The sequence below is a fragment of the Microbacterium oleivorans genome (assembly GCF_001691565.1).
In the GTDB taxonomy this organism is placed as follows: domain Bacteria; phylum Actinomycetota; class Actinomycetes; order Actinomycetales; family Microbacteriaceae; genus Microbacterium; species Microbacterium oleivorans_B.
In genome coordinates this window covers 1,230,701-1,248,956 of record NZ_MAYO01000003.1, presented here as the reverse complement: position 1 = coordinate 1,248,956, position 18,256 = coordinate 1,230,701, and the positions used below count along the sequence as shown (strand labels likewise).

General features: G+C 67.6%; 20 protein-coding genes. 12 read left to right on the top strand and 8 right to left on the bottom strand.

Annotated elements, in window-relative coordinates:
• Positions 1-158: 158 nt before the first annotated feature.
• Positions 159-557, top strand: a complete 399-nt coding sequence (locus tag BBA86_RS08775) for a hypothetical protein (protein WP_189318444.1) — start codon at positions 159-161, stop codon at positions 555-557.
• Between the two features lie 14 nt (positions 558-571).
• Here the strand turns inward: BBA86_RS08775 and BBA86_RS08770 are convergent, their stop codons facing one another.
• The 5 genes from BBA86_RS08770 to BBA86_RS08750 form a co-directional block, all read right to left on the bottom strand.
• Complete coding sequence (locus BBA86_RS08770; protein ID WP_065571216.1) at positions 572-868, bottom strand: hypothetical protein; 297 nt, start codon at positions 866-868, stop codon at positions 572-574.
• Positions 869-938: 70 nt separating this feature from the next.
• Positions 939-2,225 carry a hemolysin family protein gene (locus BBA86_RS08765; RefSeq protein ID WP_065571215.1) on the bottom strand — a complete coding sequence of 429 codons (1,287 nt, stop codon included), beginning with the start codon at positions 2,223-2,225 and terminating at the stop codon, positions 939-941.
• A 62-nt stretch (positions 2,226-2,287) separates the two neighbouring features.
• A complete protein-coding gene (locus tag BBA86_RS08760; RefSeq protein ID WP_189318443.1) occupies positions 2,288-3,319 on the bottom strand; it encodes a TerC family protein in 1,032 nt (343 codons plus the stop codon).
• A 195-nt stretch (positions 3,320-3,514) separates the two neighbouring features.
• Positions 3,515-4,417: a hypothetical protein gene (locus BBA86_RS08755; RefSeq protein ID WP_065571213.1), complete on the bottom strand. Its 903-nt coding sequence runs from the start codon at positions 4,415-4,417 to the stop codon at positions 3,515-3,517.
• Positions 4,418-4,456: 39 nt separating this feature from the next.
• Positions 4,457-6,556 (bottom strand): S9 family peptidase, encoded by a 2,100-nt coding sequence (locus tag BBA86_RS08750; protein ID WP_065572235.1) that lies wholly within the window; start codon positions 6,554-6,556, stop codon positions 4,457-4,459.
• A 185-nt stretch (positions 6,557-6,741) separates the two neighbouring features.
• Between BBA86_RS08750 and BBA86_RS08745 the strand changes: the two genes are divergently transcribed.
• The 7 genes from BBA86_RS08745 to BBA86_RS08715 all read left to right on the top strand — a co-directional run bounded on the left by BBA86_RS08745 (position 6,742) and on the right by BBA86_RS08715 (position 12,732).
• On the top strand, positions 6,742-7,992 hold the full coding sequence (locus BBA86_RS08745) for an inorganic phosphate transporter (protein ID WP_065571212.1): 1,251 nt from the start codon (positions 6,742-6,744) through the stop codon (positions 7,990-7,992).
• Complete coding sequence (locus BBA86_RS08740) at positions 7,989-8,324, top strand: peptidase (RefSeq protein ID WP_065571211.1); 336 nt, start codon at positions 7,989-7,991, stop codon at positions 8,322-8,324. Before BBA86_RS08745 ends, BBA86_RS08740 begins: the two co-directional genes overlap by 4 nt.
• Positions 8,325-8,360: 36 nt before the next feature.
• Positions 8,361-9,263 (top strand): phosphodiesterase, encoded by a 903-nt coding sequence (locus BBA86_RS08735; RefSeq protein ID WP_065571210.1) that lies wholly within the window; start codon positions 8,361-8,363, stop codon positions 9,261-9,263.
• A 45-nt stretch (positions 9,264-9,308) separates the two neighbouring features.
• The gene (locus BBA86_RS08730; RefSeq protein WP_065571209.1) at positions 9,309-9,698 is read left to right on the top strand and encodes a MerR family transcriptional regulator; all 390 of its coding nucleotides are present in this window, start codon (positions 9,309-9,311) and stop codon (positions 9,696-9,698) included.
• The gene (locus BBA86_RS08725; RefSeq protein ID WP_065571208.1) at positions 9,695-10,675 is read left to right on the top strand and encodes an aldo/keto reductase; all 981 of its coding nucleotides are present in this window, start codon (positions 9,695-9,697) and stop codon (positions 10,673-10,675) included. The genes BBA86_RS08730 and BBA86_RS08725 overlap by 4 nt, the downstream gene beginning before the upstream one ends.
• A gap of 68 nt (positions 10,676-10,743) precedes the next feature.
• Entirely contained in the window at positions 10,744-12,201 is a 1,458-nt protein-coding gene (locus BBA86_RS08720; RefSeq protein WP_065571207.1) for an aspartate ammonia-lyase, read from the top strand.
• 78 nt (positions 12,202-12,279) lie between these two features.
• Positions 12,280-12,732 carry a DUF4190 domain-containing protein gene (locus BBA86_RS08715; RefSeq protein ID WP_065571206.1) on the top strand — a complete coding sequence of 151 codons (453 nt, stop codon included), beginning with the start codon at positions 12,280-12,282 and terminating at the stop codon, positions 12,730-12,732.
• Between the two features lie 61 nt (positions 12,733-12,793).
• Here BBA86_RS08715 and BBA86_RS08710 read toward each other — a convergent pair whose 3' ends face one another.
• A complete protein-coding gene (locus BBA86_RS08710) occupies positions 12,794-13,657 on the bottom strand; it encodes a fumarylacetoacetate hydrolase family protein (protein ID WP_065571205.1) in 864 nt (287 codons plus the stop codon).
• A gap of 60 nt (positions 13,658-13,717) precedes the next feature.
• Here BBA86_RS08710 and BBA86_RS08705 point away from each other — a divergent pair, with 60 nt between their 5' ends.
• From BBA86_RS08705 to rpsO, 4 genes are all read left to right on the top strand, one after another.
• Positions 13,718-14,875 carry a PrsW family intramembrane metalloprotease gene (locus BBA86_RS08705; RefSeq protein WP_065571204.1) on the top strand — a complete coding sequence of 386 codons (1,158 nt, stop codon included), beginning with the start codon at positions 13,718-13,720 and terminating at the stop codon, positions 14,873-14,875.
• A gap of 225 nt (positions 14,876-15,100) precedes the next feature.
• Positions 15,101-15,664, top strand: a complete 564-nt coding sequence (locus BBA86_RS08700) for a YceI family protein (protein WP_065571203.1) — start codon at positions 15,101-15,103, stop codon at positions 15,662-15,664.
• A gap of 42 nt (positions 15,665-15,706) precedes the next feature.
• Positions 15,707-16,075: an FKBP-type peptidyl-prolyl cis-trans isomerase gene (locus BBA86_RS08695; protein ID WP_065571202.1), complete on the top strand. Its 369-nt coding sequence runs from the start codon at positions 15,707-15,709 to the stop codon at positions 16,073-16,075.
• A 167-nt stretch (positions 16,076-16,242) separates the two neighbouring features.
• Entirely contained in the window at positions 16,243-16,512 is a 270-nt protein-coding gene (gene rpsO, locus BBA86_RS08690) for a 30S ribosomal protein S15 (RefSeq protein ID WP_018187174.1), read from the top strand.
• Positions 16,513-16,608: 96 nt separating this feature from the next.
• Here the strand turns inward: rpsO and BBA86_RS08685 are convergent, their stop codons facing one another.
• Positions 16,609-17,619, bottom strand: a complete 1,011-nt coding sequence (locus BBA86_RS08685) for an isopenicillin N synthase family dioxygenase (RefSeq protein ID WP_065571201.1) — start codon at positions 17,617-17,619, stop codon at positions 16,609-16,611.
• 59 nt (positions 17,620-17,678) lie between these two features.
• Positions 17,679-18,182 (bottom strand): Lrp/AsnC family transcriptional regulator, encoded by a 504-nt coding sequence (locus BBA86_RS08680; RefSeq protein ID WP_018187176.1) that lies wholly within the window; start codon positions 18,180-18,182, stop codon positions 17,679-17,681.
• Positions 18,183-18,256: the final 74 nt, after the last annotated feature.

The window sequence follows — 18,256 nt, the reverse complement described above, 5'->3', positions numbered from 1 at the left end:
CTCACGGGGATCACCACTCCCGACAAGCCCTCACCAGTTGCGACCGGCAATACCGGGGTGGCACGTTCTCGTCCTGTAACCGGCACCAATCGCTGTGCATCGATTCGGGTGGTGATCCATGTACTGTCCGCTCTGTGCTCTTGACCTACCGAACCGCGTTGGCGATCAGCGCCGAGATGGAGAATCAGTCCTCCGGTGACCGTGTTGAAATGGATCCGCGAGGCATCCTCGGCGAACTCGAACGCATCTGGGACATCATCGATGACGCTCGGCGGGTGAATGAGCCGGCCCAGGAGACCGCCGACGATCAGCCGTATGCCTCACCGTTGCCCGAGGACGCGCCGTTCGACGTGCCGCTGATGGAGGATGATCTGCCGTTCATCCTCGATCGACTGGAAGAAGGGAACGCGGTCACGCTCGAGATCCTGGCGGAGGAAGACCTGCACCCGGACGTGCGATGCGAGCAGGAGGAGAGCCTCGAGCTCGGGCTCTCAGCGGTGGCTGAGGTGCGAAGCCTCGTCGCGCGTAAGGGCGGTTCGACTTCCTCGGTTCGCTGACAGCGCTCGGGAGCTCAGCTCCTACGACGCCGGCGAAGTTCGCGGACGACGAACCGCGCCATGACCAGGATGAAGATCGCGAAGAAGACTACGGTGCCCGCGTGCATCGAGAACCTCATCCAGCGTGGCATCCGAATGTCTTTGGCGCCGGCTGCGGTGACTTCGGACCATCGCCCCATGGCCTCGCCGAACTCCTGGACGGCGACGAAAGTGAAGAAGATCGCCGCTAGGCCGATGCCGAGAATCCAGAGCGAACCCCACACCAGCGCGGAGGTCTTCACCGCGACGCGCTCGCCGTCCTCAGACTCCATGGCCCGACGATAGTTCACGGCGGATCTCGTGGTTTCCGGCCCACATCTGCTCGAGAGGGGCTCCACGCGGTCAGCCCTGGCCCGCCTCGACAGCATCCCGCGCGGTGACGCGCACCTCGGAGATGCGGCGACGGTCGAGCGCCGTGACCTCGATCGTCGCGCCGTCGACCTCGATCACATCGCCGACCACCGCGAGGCGGCCGAGGCGCTCGGTGACGAAGCCGGCGACCGTGTCGGAGGCGCCGCGGGGGAGGACGATCCCCGTCGCCTCGGAGAAGTCCTGCAGGTTCAATCGGCCGTCGACGATCTCGCGATCCCCGCCCGGCGGGACCGCGGTGTCGTATTCGTCGAAGATCTCCCCGACGACCTCCTCCACGAGGTCTTCGAGGGTGACGATGCCGTCCGTCCCGCCGTACTCGTCGACGACCACCGCGATCTGATGGCCTTCGGCACGCATCTTCGTGAGCGTGGGGAGGACGCGGGCGGTCGAGGGGAAATAGGGGATCGGGCGTACGATTCCCGACAAGGGGGCATCCCGTCCTTCGACGACCGCCTCGAAGAGGTCGCGGACGTGGACGAAGCCGACGATGTCGTCGATGGAGGTGTCGGCGACCGGGTAACGCGAGAACGGCAGCTCCCGTGCCTCGGCCACGGCCTCGCCGATCGTGGCGGTGTCGTCCAACGCCGTCACCTCCGGCCGCGGCCGCATGACCTCGCTGAGCTGGCGGCCTCGGAGCGACAAGACGTCCTCGAGGATCCGGCGTTCGTCCTCAGGAAGGCCCTCATGGCTCGCGACGATGTCGCGGACCTCCTCGTCGGTCATCTCCTCGCCGGTCTTGTGAGGATCACCGCCGAGCAGGCGCACGAGGGCGTTCGTCGAGACCGACAGCAGCCAGATCACGGGCCGCATGACTTTCGCGAACCCGTCGAGGACGGGCGCGACGGCGTACGCGAACTGAGCGTTCCGCTGGATCGCGAGGCGCTTGGGCACGAGCTCGCCGAGCACGAGCGACAGATAGGCGATCAGCAGGGTCAGGATCAGCGTCGCGAGCGTCAGCGCCAACCCGGGGTCCGCACCCGCCGACTCGATGAGCGGGGCGACGGAGGGGGCGATCGACGTGGCGCCGTAGGCGGCCGAGGCGAAGCCCGCCACCGTCACCCCGATCTGCACGGCCGAAAGGAACGTGTTGGGGTTCCGCGCCAGCCCTGCCACCTTGGCGCCCCGCTTGCCGCGTGCGGCGATCGCATTGATCTGGCTCTCGCGGAGCGTCACGAGAGCCATCTCGGTCGCGGCGAACACACCGCCCACCAGGACGAACAGCACGACGAGCGCGATGTTCAGGGCCAGGTCGTTCATCGGGTCACCTCGATGGCGTCGGCCTCAACGGTGGGCGCCTGCGTATGGTCGCTGATCATCGGTCAGCTGTGCTCCTTCGTCTGCTCAGGGGTGGCCGTGGGGGCTCCGGTCGCGAGCGCCTTGGCATCGTCGCGCCGCGTCTTGGCGAGGCTCGCAACGGTGGCCACGACGATCGTCGCGGCGATGAACAGCAGTGAGAACCAGATCGGGATCTCGGGGGCCCACAGCATCGGTTCGCCGCCGTTGATGAACGGCAGCTCGTTGACGTGCATGGCGTGCAGGACGAGCTTCACCCCGATGAAGGCGAGGATGACGGCCAGGCCCTGTGCGAGGTAGACGAGACGCTCCAGCAGGCCGCCGATGAGGAAGTAGAGCTGGCGGAGGCCCATGAGGGCGAACGCGTTGGCGGTGAAGACGATGTACGCCTCATTCGTGAGACCGTAGATCGCCGGGATCGAGTCGACGGCGAAGATGAGGTCGACGAAGCCGATCGCGACGATGACGAGCAGCATCGGGGTGACGAAGCGCTTGCCGGCCTTCTTCACCGTCAGCTTGTCGCCGTTGTACTCGTCGCTCACGGGGAGGATCCGCCGGACGAACTGCATGAACTTGCCGTTGGCCGGGTCCGATTCGCCGTGTGAGAACGCCTGACGGTAGGCGAGGAACAGCAGGAGGGCGCCGAACACGTAGAAGATCCACGAGAAATTCTCGATGAGGGCGGCGCCGACGGCGATGAACGCGCCGCGCATGATGAGGGCGATCACGATGCCGATCATCAGCACCTTCTGCTGGTACTTCTTGGGGACGGCGAACCCGGTCATGACGATGAGGAAGACGAACAGGTTGTCGATCGACAGAGCCTTCTCGGTCAGATACCCGGCGAAGTACTCGCCCGAGTAGACCCAACCCCATCCGGGGATGAAGCCGATCGCGACACCGAACAGCAGAGCGAGACCGATGTAGAACGCCGACCAACGGGCCGATTCCCCGATCGACGGTTCGTGCGGCTTGCGGACGTGCGCGAAGAATTCATAGACGAAGAACGCGATCGTGACCGCGATCGTGATGCCCCATACGAGCGGCGTGATTTCCACAGGAGTCTCCTCAATGGCGTGAACGAATGACGCCAGAGTCTTCTCCATCTCGATGTCTCGAGACCGGTGGTCCGGGATGCGCCTTCACATCCGTAATGACGAACCGACCGTATCGGAGTACTCCCCCTGGGGACTTCCGATTTTATGGGATCCCGGAAGCGAAAACTGACAATTGCCCCGACGGCATCCGTCGTGCTAGCGGCCTGCGGGCTCCTTGATGTCGTCACTCGCGTAGGGCGCGGGAGCCGGCGCGTGCGCGTAGGGGATGAACCAGCTCGCGAAGTCCAGCGGAGGGGTCGCGGCTGCGGCATCCCGTTTCGATGTCTCGTCCTGCTCGGCGAACAGCGAGTCGACGTCGAGATCCTGGAACAGCACGGTGTCGAGGTGTCCCCGCCAGCCTTCGGGTAGGTCGCCGCCCAGCCGGTCGGCGTTGCGCTCCGCCTCGTCGAGGACGAGCTTCAGCGCCAGCTCGTGCGCGACGGTCGGCGGGTACACGGGCGACGCGCTCAGGCGGGACGTGACCTCGATCGTCGCTGCGAGGAACTTCTGCGCGAATCCGCGGTCGTAATGGGTCGCGTACTGCGGCGGCAGTTGCGAGATGACGTGGGTGTCCCGCCATGCGGAGTGATCCCCCGAGGCATCCGCCAGATGCAGGACGTCGTCGAACAGGCAGTCGACGATCATGACGGAGGCGTTCCACACGAGACCCTTGATGATGGTGCGCTGCCGCAGCTCGGATGCCGTCGCGTCACCGGTGGCGCCGCCGAAAAGTTCGTTCAGCGCCCAGTCGATCCCCGCCAGTCTCGCGCCCGCACGGGCCACCCGGGCCGTGTCGGATGAGCCGTCCGGGACGCCGCCCGATGTTCCCTCCCACTCGGAGTCGACGATGGTCGTACTGGTCGATTCGACGCGGACGAGGCGCTCCGCACCCGGGGTGACCGCGACGTCCAGGAGCGAGAGCAGGGCGTCTTCGGCATTCATCGTCGCTGCCGACATGCGGGAAGCATCGTCGATGCCGGCGAGGAGGTCGTCGGGATGCGCGCAGACCAGATCGAGATCGATCCGGACCGACGCGCGGTAGCGAGGATCAGAGGCCATGGCGGAATCGTACCCAGCGGGGCGACGCGATCGCGACGGTCACTCGCTGTCGGCGAGTCCCAGCACGTCCAGTAGCCACGCGAGCTCGAAGGCACGCTCCCGCCACGAGTTGTACCGGCCGCTGACCCCGCCGTGACCGGCGACCATCTCGCACTTCAGGAGAGCGTCGGCACCGACTTCGCGCAGACGCGCCACCCACTTCGCCGGCTCGACGTAAAGGACGCGGGTGTCGTTGAGAGAGGTCACGGCGAGGATGCGGGGGTAGGAGACGCCGTCACGCACGTTCTCGTACGGCGTGTACGACTTCATGTAGGCGTACACGTCCTCGTTGTGCAGCGGGTCGCCCCATTCGTCCCACTCGATGACAGTGAGGGGGAGCGACGGGTCGAGGATCGTGGTCAGCGCATCGACGAAGGGGACGCCGGCGAGGATGCCGGCGAACAGGTCGGGGGCCAGGTTCGCGACGGCGCCCATCAAGAGCCCACCGGCGGATCCGCCCTCGGCGACGAGACGGTCGGGCGAGGTGTACCCCGCGGTGACGAGGTGGCGACCCACGGCGACGAAGTCGGTGAAGGTGTTGCGCTTGTGGAGGAGCTTGCCCTCCTCGTACCACTGCCGCCCCATCTCGCCGCCGCCGCGGACGTGCGCGATGGCGAAGACGACGCCGCGGTCCAGCAGCGAGAGTCGAGCCACCGAGAAGCCCGGTTCGATGGAGTGCTCGTAGGAGCCGTAGCCGTAGAGGTGGACGGGGCGCAGTGAGGCCCCTGGCTCGCCGAACGAGCGCTTCCAGACGAGGGAGACGGGAATCCGCGTGCCGTCGTCGGCGAGCGCCCACACCCTCTCCTGCCCGTAGTCGGCGGGGTCGTAGCCGCCGAGGACCGGCTGGCTCTTGCGGTGCAGGAGCTCACCGGTGGCGACCTCGTAGTCGAACACCGTGCCCGGCGTCACGAACGAGGCGTAGCCGAGCCGGATGACCGGCGGTGCCCACTCCGACGAACCGCTCGCGCCGACCGCGTACAGCGGCTCCTCGAACGCGATCTCGCGCACCTCGTCGGTCGCGTAGTCGAGGATGCCGACCCGGGCGAGTCCCTCGCGTCGGTACTCGACGATCGCCCAGTCGCGGTACGCCGAGGCGTCCAGCAGGCGACGCCCGGGAAGGTGCGGCAGGACGATGTGACGCGAACCCGTCGGGTCGGATGCCGCGACCCGGACCAGCTCGAAGTCCAGCGCGCCGTCGTTGTGGAGGATGTAGAGCACGTCCTCGCCGTCGACGACCGCGTGGGTGAGCGAGTACTCCACGCCCTCGCGACGGGGCCATACGGACCGGGGCTCCGCGGTCAGATCGTCGGCCGGGACGAGGAACTCCTCGGAGGTGATGGAGGATCCGACCCCGATCACGAGGAAGCGGTCGCTACGAGTGAAACCGGCTCCGACCCAGTACCGCTCGTCGGGCTCCGTGAAGAGGATCCGATCGGATGCCGCATCCGTCCCCACTTCGTGCAGCCAGACGGTGTCGGGGCGCCAGGCGTCATCGACGGTCGTGTAGACGACGTGGCGGCCGTCGGGGGAGAACACGGCACCTGAGGAGGTGTTCTCGACGACGTCCGGCAGGTCTTCGCCGGTTGCGAGGTCGCGGATGCGGAGGGTGTAGCGCTCGTCGCCGGCGACGTCGACGCCGTACAGCAGGCGCGTGCCGTCGTTGGAGACATCGAGGCTGCCGAGGGAGAAGAAATCGTGGCCGTCGGCCTCGACGTTGCCGTCGAGCAGGACCTGCTCGCCCGGGACATCGGTGTCGGGGGAGAGTACCGGTGGGGTCCAGTCGTCGATGTCCGCGATGGGGGCGCGGCAGTTGATGCCGTACTGCTTGCCCTCCAGGGTCCGTCCGTAATACCACCACTGACCGCGGCGGGAGGGGACCGAGAGATCCGTTTCGAGCGTGCGCCCCTTGATCTCGTCGAAGATCCGGTTCCGGAGCCCTTCGAGGTGCGCGGTGCGCTGATCGGTGTACGCGTTCTCGGCCTCGAGGTGTCCGACGACCTCGGCATCCTCCTTCGCGCGCAGCCACTCGTAAGGATCCGAGACGGCGTCGCCGTGATGGGTCCGGGTGAAGGGGCGGCGGTCGGCGACGGGCGGTGTCACGGCTTCGGAGGTCACCCGACAACGCTAACCGACCCTCGCGGGCGCGCGCGGGTTATGCCATGGCGCAACGTGTGCGAGGATTTTCCAGGCCCGACTGAACACTCGCTGACGTCTGGGTGAACTTTTCGTTCGCACTGCCGATCGCCGCGGCGCCCGTTCCCCCGATTCCCGACGGAAAGCGAACTGTGGAGACCGCAGCACTCATCGTCGTCCTAGTCATCGCACTGGCACTGTTCTTCGACTTCACCAACGGCTTCCACGACACCGCGAACGCGATGGCCACGCCCATCGCGACGGGTGCCCTGAAGCCCAAGGTCGCCGTTCTCCTGGCGGCCGTCCTCAACCTCGTCGGCGCCTTTCTGTCGACCGAGGTCGCCAAGACCATCTCGGGCGGCATGATCCGCGAGGACCAGCTCTCGCAATCGATCTTCCCGGCCATCATCTTCGCCGGGCTCATCGGAGCCATCACCTGGAACATGCTGACGTGGCTCCTGGGGCTCCCCTCGAGCTCGTCGCATGCCCTGTTCGGCGGCCTCATCGGCGCGACGATCGTCGGCGCCTCCATCAGCGCCATCGACACCGGAGTCGTGCTCTCGAAGGTCGTCCTCCCGGCGCTCATCGCGCCGCTCACCGCCGGCATCATCGCCTTCGTGGCGACCAAGATCGCCTACGTCGTGACCCGTCGCTACGACAACAAGCCCGACGGGCGCGACGGCTTCCGCTGGGGACAGATCTTCACGTCATCGCTGGTCGCGCTCGCCCACGGCACGAACGACGCGCAGAAGACGATGGGCGTCATCACCCTCGCGCTCATCACGGTCGGCTGGCAGACCCAGTCCGACCCGCAGCTCTGGGTGATCTTCGCCTGCGCCTTCACGATCGCCCTCGGCACCTACATGGGCGGCTGGCGCATCATCCGCACCCTCGGCAAGGGCCTCACCGACGTCAAGCCGGCGCAGGGCTTCTCGGCAGAGGCATCCACCGCCTCGACGATCCTCGCCTCGAGCGCGCTCGGGTTCGCCCTCTCCACGACGCAGGTCGCTTCGGGCTCGGTCATCGGTTCCGGACTCGGCCGCCGCGGCGCGGTCGTCCGCTGGGGAACCGTCGGCCGCATCACCGTCGGCTGGGTGCTGACCCTTCCGGCCGCCGGTATCGTCGGAGCGCTCGCAGCCTTCCTCATCGTCGGGTTCGAGAACCTGTTCGGCCAGGGCGTCGGTGAGCTGATCGGCGTCATCATCGGCGCCGTCATCGCGGTCGCGATCGTCCTGGCGATCTTCCTGCGCTCGCGCCGTAACGAGATCACCGCGGCGAACGCCATGAGCGAGGTCGCCGATTCCGGCGCCGCCGTCGACCTCACGGAGGAGCCGCCGCCCACCCGCCGCCAGCAGCGCGTCGCGCAGGCGGCCGCCGCGACCGACGAGGAGAACGCCCGATGAACCTCACCATCGACTGGCTCGCCTTCGTCCAGGTCTTCGTCGCCGCGCTCCTCGCCGCGTCGGTGGTCGTGTCCTTCTACGCCATCGGCCTGCGCCTGCTCGTCCGTGCCGGCCGCGTGCCCGTCGTGATTCCCGCGACCTTCACGGACGCGCTGACGGTCATGACCCCCAAGGAACAGAAGCGGGCCGCGAAAGCCGCGAAGAAGGCGGCGAAGAAGAACCCGCTCAGCCCTGCCCAGAAGCGCGTTGCCCTCGTGGGTGCGTACGGCTCGTTCGCGGTGTGCGGCCTGGTCGTTCTCGGCGGGCTCCTGCTCATCCTCTTCAACCACTGATCGCCCGCCGTCGGACACCGTCAATAGGCTGACGGCATGCAGTCCGTTTCCTTCGGCCGGCACGCGCCCGCCCATCGCTCGATCGTCCACCTCAGCGACACCCACCTGCTCGCGGGCGATCGTCGTCTGGGGGGAACGTACGACTCGACCGGGGGAGCGGTGGCCGCGCTCGCCGCGATCGAGCGCACCGGCATCCGTCCCGACGCCCTCGTCGTGACGGGCGATCTCACCGACCTCGGCGAGCCCGACGCCTACCGTCGTCTGCGCGAGATCGTGGAGCCGGTCGCGGCGCGGCTCGAGGCGCCGGTCGTGTGGGTCGCGGGCAACCACGATGAGCGGCCCGCCATGCGCGAGGGGCTCTTCGACGAGCCCGGCTCGTTCGAACCCCTCACTGCGGTGCACGACCTCGAGGGGCTGCGCCTGGTCGTGCTCGATTCCACGGTTCCCGGCTGGCACCACGGCGAGATCGACGCGGCGCAGCTCGACTGGCTCCGCCGTGTCCTCGCCGAGCCGGCACCGCTCGGCACCCTCCTCGCGCTGCACCACCCGCCGCTTCCGAGCCACATCCCGTTCTTCGACATCCTCGAACTCCGCGACCAGGACGCCCTCGCGGATGTCATCGCGGGGAGCGACGCGCGCGGCATCCTCGCCGGACACCTGCACTACTCGACGAGCGGGACGTTCGCGGGGATTCCCGTCAGCGTCGCATCGGCGACCTGCTACACGATGAACCTGCAGCGTCCCGCCACCGGGGTGAACGGGATGGATGCCGGCCAGTCGTTCCATCTGGTCCACGTGTATGACGACACGATCACCCATACGGTCGTGCCCGTGGTGGAAGCGCCCACCGGGGACTACTTCTCGGCTCAGTGGGTCGAAAGGATGGCAGAGCTCAGCCCGCAGGAGCGCCTCGAAGCTTTCTCGCGCAAACCTTCCTGAGCCACCGCTTGACTTCGAGCGCGCTCGAAGTTCTACCGTGAAGGCATGACCCTCCTCTCCGGTTCCGTCGGCGCCTCGATCGCCGAAGCGGCCGAGGCCACCGGCGTCAGCGCGCACACGCTGCGCTACTACGAGCGTGCCGGGCTGATGCTGCATCCCGTCGACCGGGCGTCATCGTCCCACCGTCGCTACTCCGACGCCGACCTCGCCTGGATCCGGTTCCTCGCGAGGCTGCGCTGGACCGGGATGCCGATCGCCACCATGCGGCGCTACACGGAGCTCGTCCGTGATGGGGAGGCGACGGTCGCCGAGCGTCGACGGCTGCTCGTCGAACACCGGGAGGTCGTCCGCCGCCAGCTCGACGAGGTCACCCTCAGCCTCGCCGCCATCGACCACAAGATCGACATCTACGACAAGGAGATCGGCCCATCATGAAGAACACCGCACTCGGAGCCCACGGACCGCAGGTCGGCCGCATCGGCCTCGGTCTCATGGGGATCAGCGCCTTCTACACCGGCGCAGGCCAGGACGATGCGGGAGGGGTGCGGACGATCCTCGGCGCCCTCGACCGCGGCGTGACCCTCCTCGACACCGCAGAGATGTACGGCCCCCACACGAACGAGGAGCTGCTCGGGAAGACGCTCGCGGAGGCGGGTCGCCGCGACGAGGTCGTGCTCGCGACGAAGTTCGGCATCGTCCGCCACCCGGACGGCCGCTCCGGTGTCGACGGCAGCGTCGAGAACGTCCGCCGCTCGGTCGAGGGGGCGCTGCAGCGCCTGCAGACCGATCGCATCGACCTCTACTACCAGCACCGGATGGACCCGGGCGTCCCCATCGAGGAGACCGTCGGTGCGCTCGCGGAGCTCGTGCAGGAAGGCAAGATCCGCGGGTACGGACTGTCGGAGGCATCCGTAGCCACCATCCGCCGCGCGCATGCGGTGCACCCGGTGACCGCCGTGCAGACGGAGTACTCCCTCTGGACCCGCGACCCCGAGGCGGAGCTGCTGCCGGCGCTGCGCGAACTCGGCATCGGGTTCGTTCCGTACTCGCCGCTCGGTCGCGGCTTCCTGACCGGCACCATCCGCTCGGTCGACCAGCTCGCCGAGGACGACTTCCGTCGCAGCAACCCGCGATTCGAGGACGAGGCGCTCGCCGCCAACCTCCGCATCGTCGAGGTCGTCGAGGCGATCGCGGCCGAGGCGGAGGCAACCCCGGCGCAGGTGGCGCTCGCCTGGCTCCTCGCGCAGGGTGAGGACATCGTCCCGATCCCGGGCACGCGCAAGCTCGAGAGGCTCGAGGAGAACATCGGCGCCGCCGATCTGACGCTGAACGAGGACCAGCTGCGGCGCCTCGGCGACGTCGCCCCGGCGGTGGGCGATCGTTATGCCGACATGTCCAGCGTGAACCGCTGAGGTCGCGGGGTGCGGGGATAGGCTCGTCCCATCCCCGCACCACCCCCGTGACCCATGAGGACACCGCCATGGCATCTGACGCGACGACGCGTACCGAAACCGACTCCCTGGGATCGATGGAGATCCCCGCCGACGCCTACTGGGGCATCCATACAGCGAGGGCGTTGGAGAACTTCCCGATCTCGATGCGACCGATCTCGGTCTACCGCGACCTCGTCGTCGCCCTCGCGATGGTCAAGCAGGCCTCCGCGCGCGCCAACAAGGAAATCGGGGTGCTCGAGGCATCCCGAGCCGATCTCATCGATCAGGCGTCCCAGCGCGTCATCGACGGAGAATTCCACGACCAGTTCGTCGTGGGTGTCATCCAGGGCGGCGCCGGCACCTCGACCAACATGAACGCGAACGAGGTCATCACCAACGTCGCGCTCGAGATGGCTGGCCGCGAGAAGGGGGATTACGCCTTCCTCTCGCCCATCGATCACACCAACCGCAGCCAGTCCACGAACGACGTCTATCCGACGGCCATCAAGGTGGGGCTCGGGCTCGACCTGCAGTCGCTCCTCGAAGAGCTGGACCTGCTCCGGCAGTCGTTCCTGAAGAAGGCCGACGAGTTCCACGACGTCCTCAAGGTGGGGCGCACCCAGTTGCAGGATGCCGTTCCGATGACGCTCGGGCAGGAGTTCCACGGCTTCGCCACGACGCTCGGGGAGGACTACCACCGCCTTCGGGAGAACGCCCACCTCCTCTACGAGATCAACATGGGCGCAACGGCCATCGGCACCGGCATCACGACGCACCCGGACTACTCCGGTGCCGTCCTGCGGCACCTGCGCGAGATCAGCGAGCTCGACCTCGAGACCGCGGAAGATCTCGTCGAGTCCACGAGCGACACCGGTGCCTTCATGTCGTTCTCGTCCTCGCTCAAGCGCAATGCGATCAAGCTGTCGAAGATCAGCAACGACCTGCGTCTGCTCTCCAGCGGCCCGCAGGCGGGCTTCGGTGAGATCAACCTGCCGCCCCGGCAGGCGGGGTCCAGCATCATGCCGGGCAAGGTGAACCCCGTCATCCCGGAGGTCGTCAACCAGGTCGCCTTCGCCGTCGCCGGGGCCGATCTCACGGTCACGATGGCCGTCGAGGGCGGCCAGCTGCAGCTGAACGCCTTCGAGCCGGTCATCGCGCACTCGATCTTCCAGTCGATCACCTGGATGCGGCGCGGCATGCGCACCCTCCGCGTCAACTGCGTCGACGGCATCACCGCCAACCGTGAGCGGCTCGGCACGATGGTGGGGTCGTCGGTGGGCGTCATCACGGCGCTCACGCCCTTCATCGGCTACACGGCGGCGGCAGCCCTGGCGAAGACGGCTCTGCTGACCAAGCGCAACGTCGGCGACCTCGTCGTCGAAGCCGGCCTGATGTCACGCGAAGAGGTCGACAAGCAGCTGTCGCCGGCACGGCTGTCGGGGCTGCAGGCGGTGACGCGAGCCATCCCGGTTATCACGAAAACGGGCTCTGCGGACCAGAAATGATTCCAGGTTGTCTGAGAGAACCATGAACGCTAGCGTCATGGTCGTATCTCGGCCGATCAGCGATGTGAAGGACACCCCATGACCGACCCCAACCAGCCGAACTCCCAGAACATCCCGCCGGCTCCTCCGGCGTACGAGGCTCCGGCCTACGGCAACGCGCCGCAGTACGCGGGCGGTCCCGCCAATGCGCCGGTTCCGGGTCGCACCATGGCGATCGTCGCCCTCATCCTGGCGATCATCCCCGGCACGCAGCTCATCGGTCTCATCCTCGGCATCGTGGCCCTCGTGCAGAGCCGCAAGGCCGGCGCGAAGAACGGCCTGGCGATCGCGGCGATCATCGTGAGCATCGTCCTGATGATCATCGCGATCATCGTCATCATCGCTCTCGTGGCCGCCTTCGCCAACTCGACCACCGATCTGTACCAGCAGTACCAGACCAACTGCCTGTCCGCAGGTGGCTCGGGCTTCGTCGACTACCTCGGTCAGCGGATCCCGTGCGAGCAGTTCGACCAGAGCCAGCTCAACAACTGATCTGATCCGCGAAGCGGCGACCACCCTCGGGCGGTCGCCGCTTCGTCGTTCCTGCGCGGCGTCAGTCGAGGATGCGGCAGAAGGTGGTGAGTTCGCCGATGCCGTCGACGCCGACCGTGACGGTCGAGCGGTCGCGGAGGAAGATCTGCGGGTCGCGCGAGTAACCGGCGCCGCCGGGCGACCCGGTCGAGATGAGCGTCCCCGGCAGCAGCGTCGCGGACTGGGAGAGGAACGAGATGAGCTTGTCGACGGGGTGGATCATCTGATCAGTGGAGGCGTCCTGCACCATCTTCCCGTCGACGATCGCCCAGATGTGCAGATCCTGCGGGTCGGGGATCTCGTCCGCCGTCACGACGAACGGCCCCGTGGGGGTGAAGCCGTCGAAGGACTTGCAGCGCGACCACTGAGCCTCGGAGAACTGGATGTCGCGAGCCGTGATGTCGTTCACCACGGTGTAGCCCCAGACGTGGTCCAGCGCGTCCTCGCGCGCGACGTCGCGGGCGGGTCGTCCGATGATGACGCCGAGCTCCGCCTCGTAGTCGACCGACTGGCTGAGCGATCGGGGCCAGGACGTCGTCTGGCGGTGGCCCGAGAGGGAGCCGGGCCAGAGGATGAAGACCGTCGGGGCGGCGTCCGCTTTGAGACCGAGCTCGCTCGAATGCGCCGAGTAGTTCAGCCCGATGGCGATCGTGATCGGGGTGTCCAGGACCGCAGACGCGAACACGGGGGCGCCGAGCGGCATCCATTCGGCAGCGGGTGCGCTCTCGCGCACACGGTTGAGGAGGGCGTCGCCTCCCTCGATGAGCTGCTGAAGCCGCGACGGTGCACCGTCGAACAGACGCGACACGACGGTGGCGCGATCCTCCTCGACGAGAACCAGCTGCGGCTCGTCGACTCCGTCGGGGACAACGTGGGCGAAGCGCATTGCTCCAGGGTATCGTCCTGCCGCTCCGTGGTCCGATCGACGTCACCCTAGGCTGACCCCATGTCGTTCCCGTCGCCCCTCGCGCAGCCGGTCCACGCGACGGCGGCGACCCCACCTCCGGCTCCGCCGCATCGCGAACTCCCGTTGCCGGTGCCTTCCGGCGGGCGCGTCGTTCTGTGGGTCGTGGCGATTCTGCTCGGGGTCGTCGCCCTCGGGCTCGCGATCTACTTCCTGGCGTTCCTCGGACCGGCCGCCGCCATCGTCTCGGCTGCCCTCGCTCTCGTGCCGTTCGCGATCGTGCTGACGGTCATCCGGATCATCGACCGCTGGGAGCCGGAGCCGCCCGGACTCATCGTCTTCGCGCTGGTGTGGGGAGCAGTGGCTGCGGTCGCGATGGCGCTGGGGGTCGGCCTGGCGGTCGCACTCGCCGCACCCTGGCTCCCTGAGACGATATCGACCGTTGTGCAGGCGCCGATCGTGGAGGAGGTCGCAAAGGGTGCGGGAGTCCTTCTTCTGTTCGTCGCTGCCCGCCGGGCGTTCGACGGTCCCGTCGACGGTGTCGTCTATGGTGCTCTCGTCGGAGCGGGCTTCGCCTTCACCGAGAACATCCTCTACTTCGGCGAGAGCCTGCTCACGGGGGGCGCGGAGGGAGCCGCCTTCACGTTCTTCCTGCGCGGCATCCTCTCTCCGTTCGCCCATGTCATGTTCACGGCCGCCACCGGGTTCGCTCTTGGGCTCGCCGCACGCTCTGGTGCGAAGGGTGGCGCGGCGCTCGGCAGGTGGGGTGTCGGGCTTCTGGTCGCCGTCTTCCTCCACGCTCTGTGGAACGGCTCGGCGGTCGTCGCGGACTTCTTCGTCCTGTACGCCACGCTGCAGGTGCCGCTGTTCCTCGCCTTCATCGTCGGGATCGTCCTGCTTCGCAACGAGGAGGCGCGCCTGACGCGCCTGCGCCTCGCCGATTACGCAGCTGTGGGATGGTTCTCGCCCGCGGAGGTCGACATGCTGGCGACTCGGGGCGGGCGCTCCCGCGCGATCGCCTGGGCGCGGTCGCTGCCGGGCGATCGCGTCGGCGCGATGCGCCGTTTCATCGCTGAGGCGACATCCCTCGCCGCAGCCCGGCAACGCGTCGTCATCGGCCGCGATCCTCGTGCCGCCGCAGACGAACGCGTCTATCTCGAGCGCGCCACCCGGGCGCGTCAGGACGTCCTCGCGCGCTGACGCGACGAGTCCCCGGGAGAAAGACTCAGCGCCCGGTGCCGCGGCGATGCCTGCGAGTCTTCCGGGCGCTGAGTTGGTGTAAAGAAATGATCCCGCCGCCCCCGTGCGCTGTCAAGAGGGGTAGCGTGCGATCGAATCTGCATTCACGGGAATAGGATCGGGTGCGGCGACGTTTCGCCCCCTTGACCGCCGGCGCGCGCCGGAACCCCTCCACGAAGGACGATCATGACCGACTCCACCGCCACTCTCGACATCCCCGGCTACAAGGCGGGGACCTGGATCCTCGACGCGTCGCACAGCGAGGTGGGCTTCAGCGTCCGCCACATGATGATCTCCAAGGTCCGCGGCCACTTCAACGTCAAGGAAGCGACGCTCATCGCTCCCGAGAACCCGCTGGACGCGAAGCTCGAGGCCAAGGTCGACGCCGCGTCGCTGGACACCAAGGACGAGGGCCGTGACGGTCATCTCCGCAGCGCCGACTTCTTCGACGTCGAGACCTACCCCGAGATCACCTTCGCCTCGACCGGTGTGCGCATCGAGAACGGCGACTTCCTCGTCGACGGTAACCTGACCATCAAGGACGTCACCAAGCCCGTCACGTTCGAGGTCGACTTCGGCGGCTTCGGCACCGACCCCTGGGGCAACTACAAGGCCGGCGCCACGGCGAAGACCGTCATCAACCGCGAGGACTTCGGCCTCACCTGGAACGCCGCCCTCGAGACCGGTGGTGTCCTCGTTGGCAAGGACGTCACGATCGAGCTGGACCTCCAGGGTTCGGTCCAGGCCTGATCCCCGTTTGACCACCGGATGCCGCTCGGTTTGGATGGACTCATGACTGCAGACCGCACCAAGCCCGAGATCGACGCCCCCCAGGGCCCGGCCCCCTCCGACCTCGTCGTCCGCGACCTGATCGAGGGCGACGGTGCCGAGGCGAAGCCCGGCGATACCGTCACCGTCCACTACGTGGGTGTCGAGTACCTCTCGGGTGAGGAGTTCGACTCGTCGTGGAACCGCGGCGAGAGCATCCAGTTCCCCCTCCGCGGCCTCATCCAGGGGTGGCAGGACGGCATCCCCGGAATGAAGGTCGGCGGACGACGCGAGCTCGTCATCCCGCCGCACCTGGCTTACGGTCCCGCCGGTGGTCACTTCCTCGGCGGCAAGACGCTGATCTTCATCATCGATCTGCTCGCCGTCGGCTGAGACGCAACGCATACGAGGGCTCGGTCGCTTCGGCGGCCGGGCCCTCGGTCGTCTGCGGGGCGCGTCGTCCTGTAGACTCCTGTGGTTGCCGTTCGATCGGCCGCGGATAAAGAGAGCCCACGCATCAGGCGTCGGGCGCCGCGCAACGAAGAGGAAGGGGATCACCTATGGCACTGGAAGCAGACGTCAAGAAGGCGATCATCGAAGAGTACGCGACGCACCCCGGTGACACCGGATCCCCCGAGGTGCAGGTCGCGATGCTGACGCAGCGCATCAAGGACCTCACCGAGCACCTCAAGGAGCACAAGCACGACCACCACTCGCGTCGTGGGCTGTTCCTGCTCGTCGGTCAGCGCCGCCGTCTCCTGGGCTACCTCCAGGACGTCGACATCAACCGTTACCGCTCGCTCATCGAGCGCCTCGGCCTCCGTCGATAAGGCATCGCTGCCAGCGTTCAATCGCGCAGAACATTCTTGAGAAGGCCGCCCCACGGTGTGGGGCGGCCTTCATCGTTCCCGGACGGTCTCTGCCGGTCAGACGCGCGCGCTGACGAGGTGGGGGTGCCAGATCTCGGCGACGTCCGGGTGCGCCCGCAGCCGTGACTTCAGCGCGTTGTCGCCATGGCGCCCGTGGATCGGGTTGCGAGGGTCCTGGGAGATCCCGCGCGCCTGCGCCGCGAGCTCGGCGGGCAGGTCGATCGCGGGGAGCTCCGCGTCGAGCGAGGGGTTGAAGAAGAACGGCACGGAGATGCGGTCCTCGGGTGCGCGCGGCGAGACGACACGATGGTTGGTCGCCGTCAGGTAGCCACCGGTCGCGTGTTCGAGGAGTTCCCCGATGTTGACGACGAATGACCCGGGCACAGCGGGGGCGTCGAGCCACTCGCCGTCCTTCTCGACCTGCAGGCCGCCCTTGCCGGGCTCGACCCACAGCAGCGTCAGGACGCCGGCATCCTTGTGCGCTCCGACGCCCTGCTGAGGCTCGGGGGCGCTCGACCCGGGGTAACGGACGATCTTCAGCAGGGTCTGCGCCTCGCCGAAGTGATCGTCGAAGTACGTCGCCGGCGCGCCGAGGGCTTCTGCCCACGCGCGAAGCAGCTTGCGACCGACGGTGGACAGGATCGTCGTCCACTCGTCGGCGATCTCGCGGAGCTCGGGCTGGGCGCTCGGCCACAGGTTGGGTCCGACGAGGGCGGCATAGGGGGGAGCGTCGGGATCGTCGATCGCGGGTCGCTCGGGGCCGATGTCGATCTGCTCCCGCCAATCCACGAGCCCCTGGGTGCGTTCGCCACCGATCCTCGTGTACCCGCGGAAGTGCGGGCTCTTGATGTTCTCGATCTCGAGCTTCGCCTCGTCGGGGAGTTCGAAGAAGGTGCGCGCGGCGCGGTGGAGGCGATCCTCCAGCTCGGGCGAGACCCCGGTGCCGGTCAGATAGAAGAAGCCGACCTCGTGGGTCGCGCGGCGCAGATCGGCTCGGAATTCTTCCGCAGCATCCGGCCCCTCATCGAGGCGGGACAGGTCGAGGACGGGGAGACTCTGGACAGACATGGTCCGAGGATAAGCAGAGGTTTCAGGGGGTCGGCGCATTGTTTCAAGCGGTTACCGACTCAGTGGAACGGAGCCGCGACCCGGTTGCGGTGGTAGTCGAAGATGATGCTCGTGCGCGTGTTCGCGACGCTGCGCTGCGCTGAGAGGTGCTCGACGACGAAGGCGCGCACATCGCTGGAATCGGCGACGGCGATGTGGATGAGGAAGTCGTCGGACCCGCCGAGGAAGAACATCTGGATCACCTGGGGGAGACCGCGCACCTCGTGTGCGAACTCGGTGATGCTCTCGTGACGGGAGCCCGGGCGCAGCGTCACGTGCACCATCGCCTGCAGGCCCGCGCCCGCGACCCGCTGGTCCACGCTCGCGTGGAAGCCGGTGATCACGCCGCGCTCCACGAGCGCGCGGGTGCGCGCATGGGCGGTGGATGCCGCGACTCCGACTCGCGCGGCGACCTCGGCGTTCGTGAGCCGGGCGTCGGCCGCGAGCTCGTCGACGATGGCGAGGTCCACATCGTCCAGGTCGGCGGGAGGCCGATGATTCTTCGTCGGATCAGACGTGCTCACGGGGATTCATCCTCATTTCGGGGGTGCTGAATCATTTTCGCCGAAGGATCTTCGACTGTCACCCGGTCGTAACG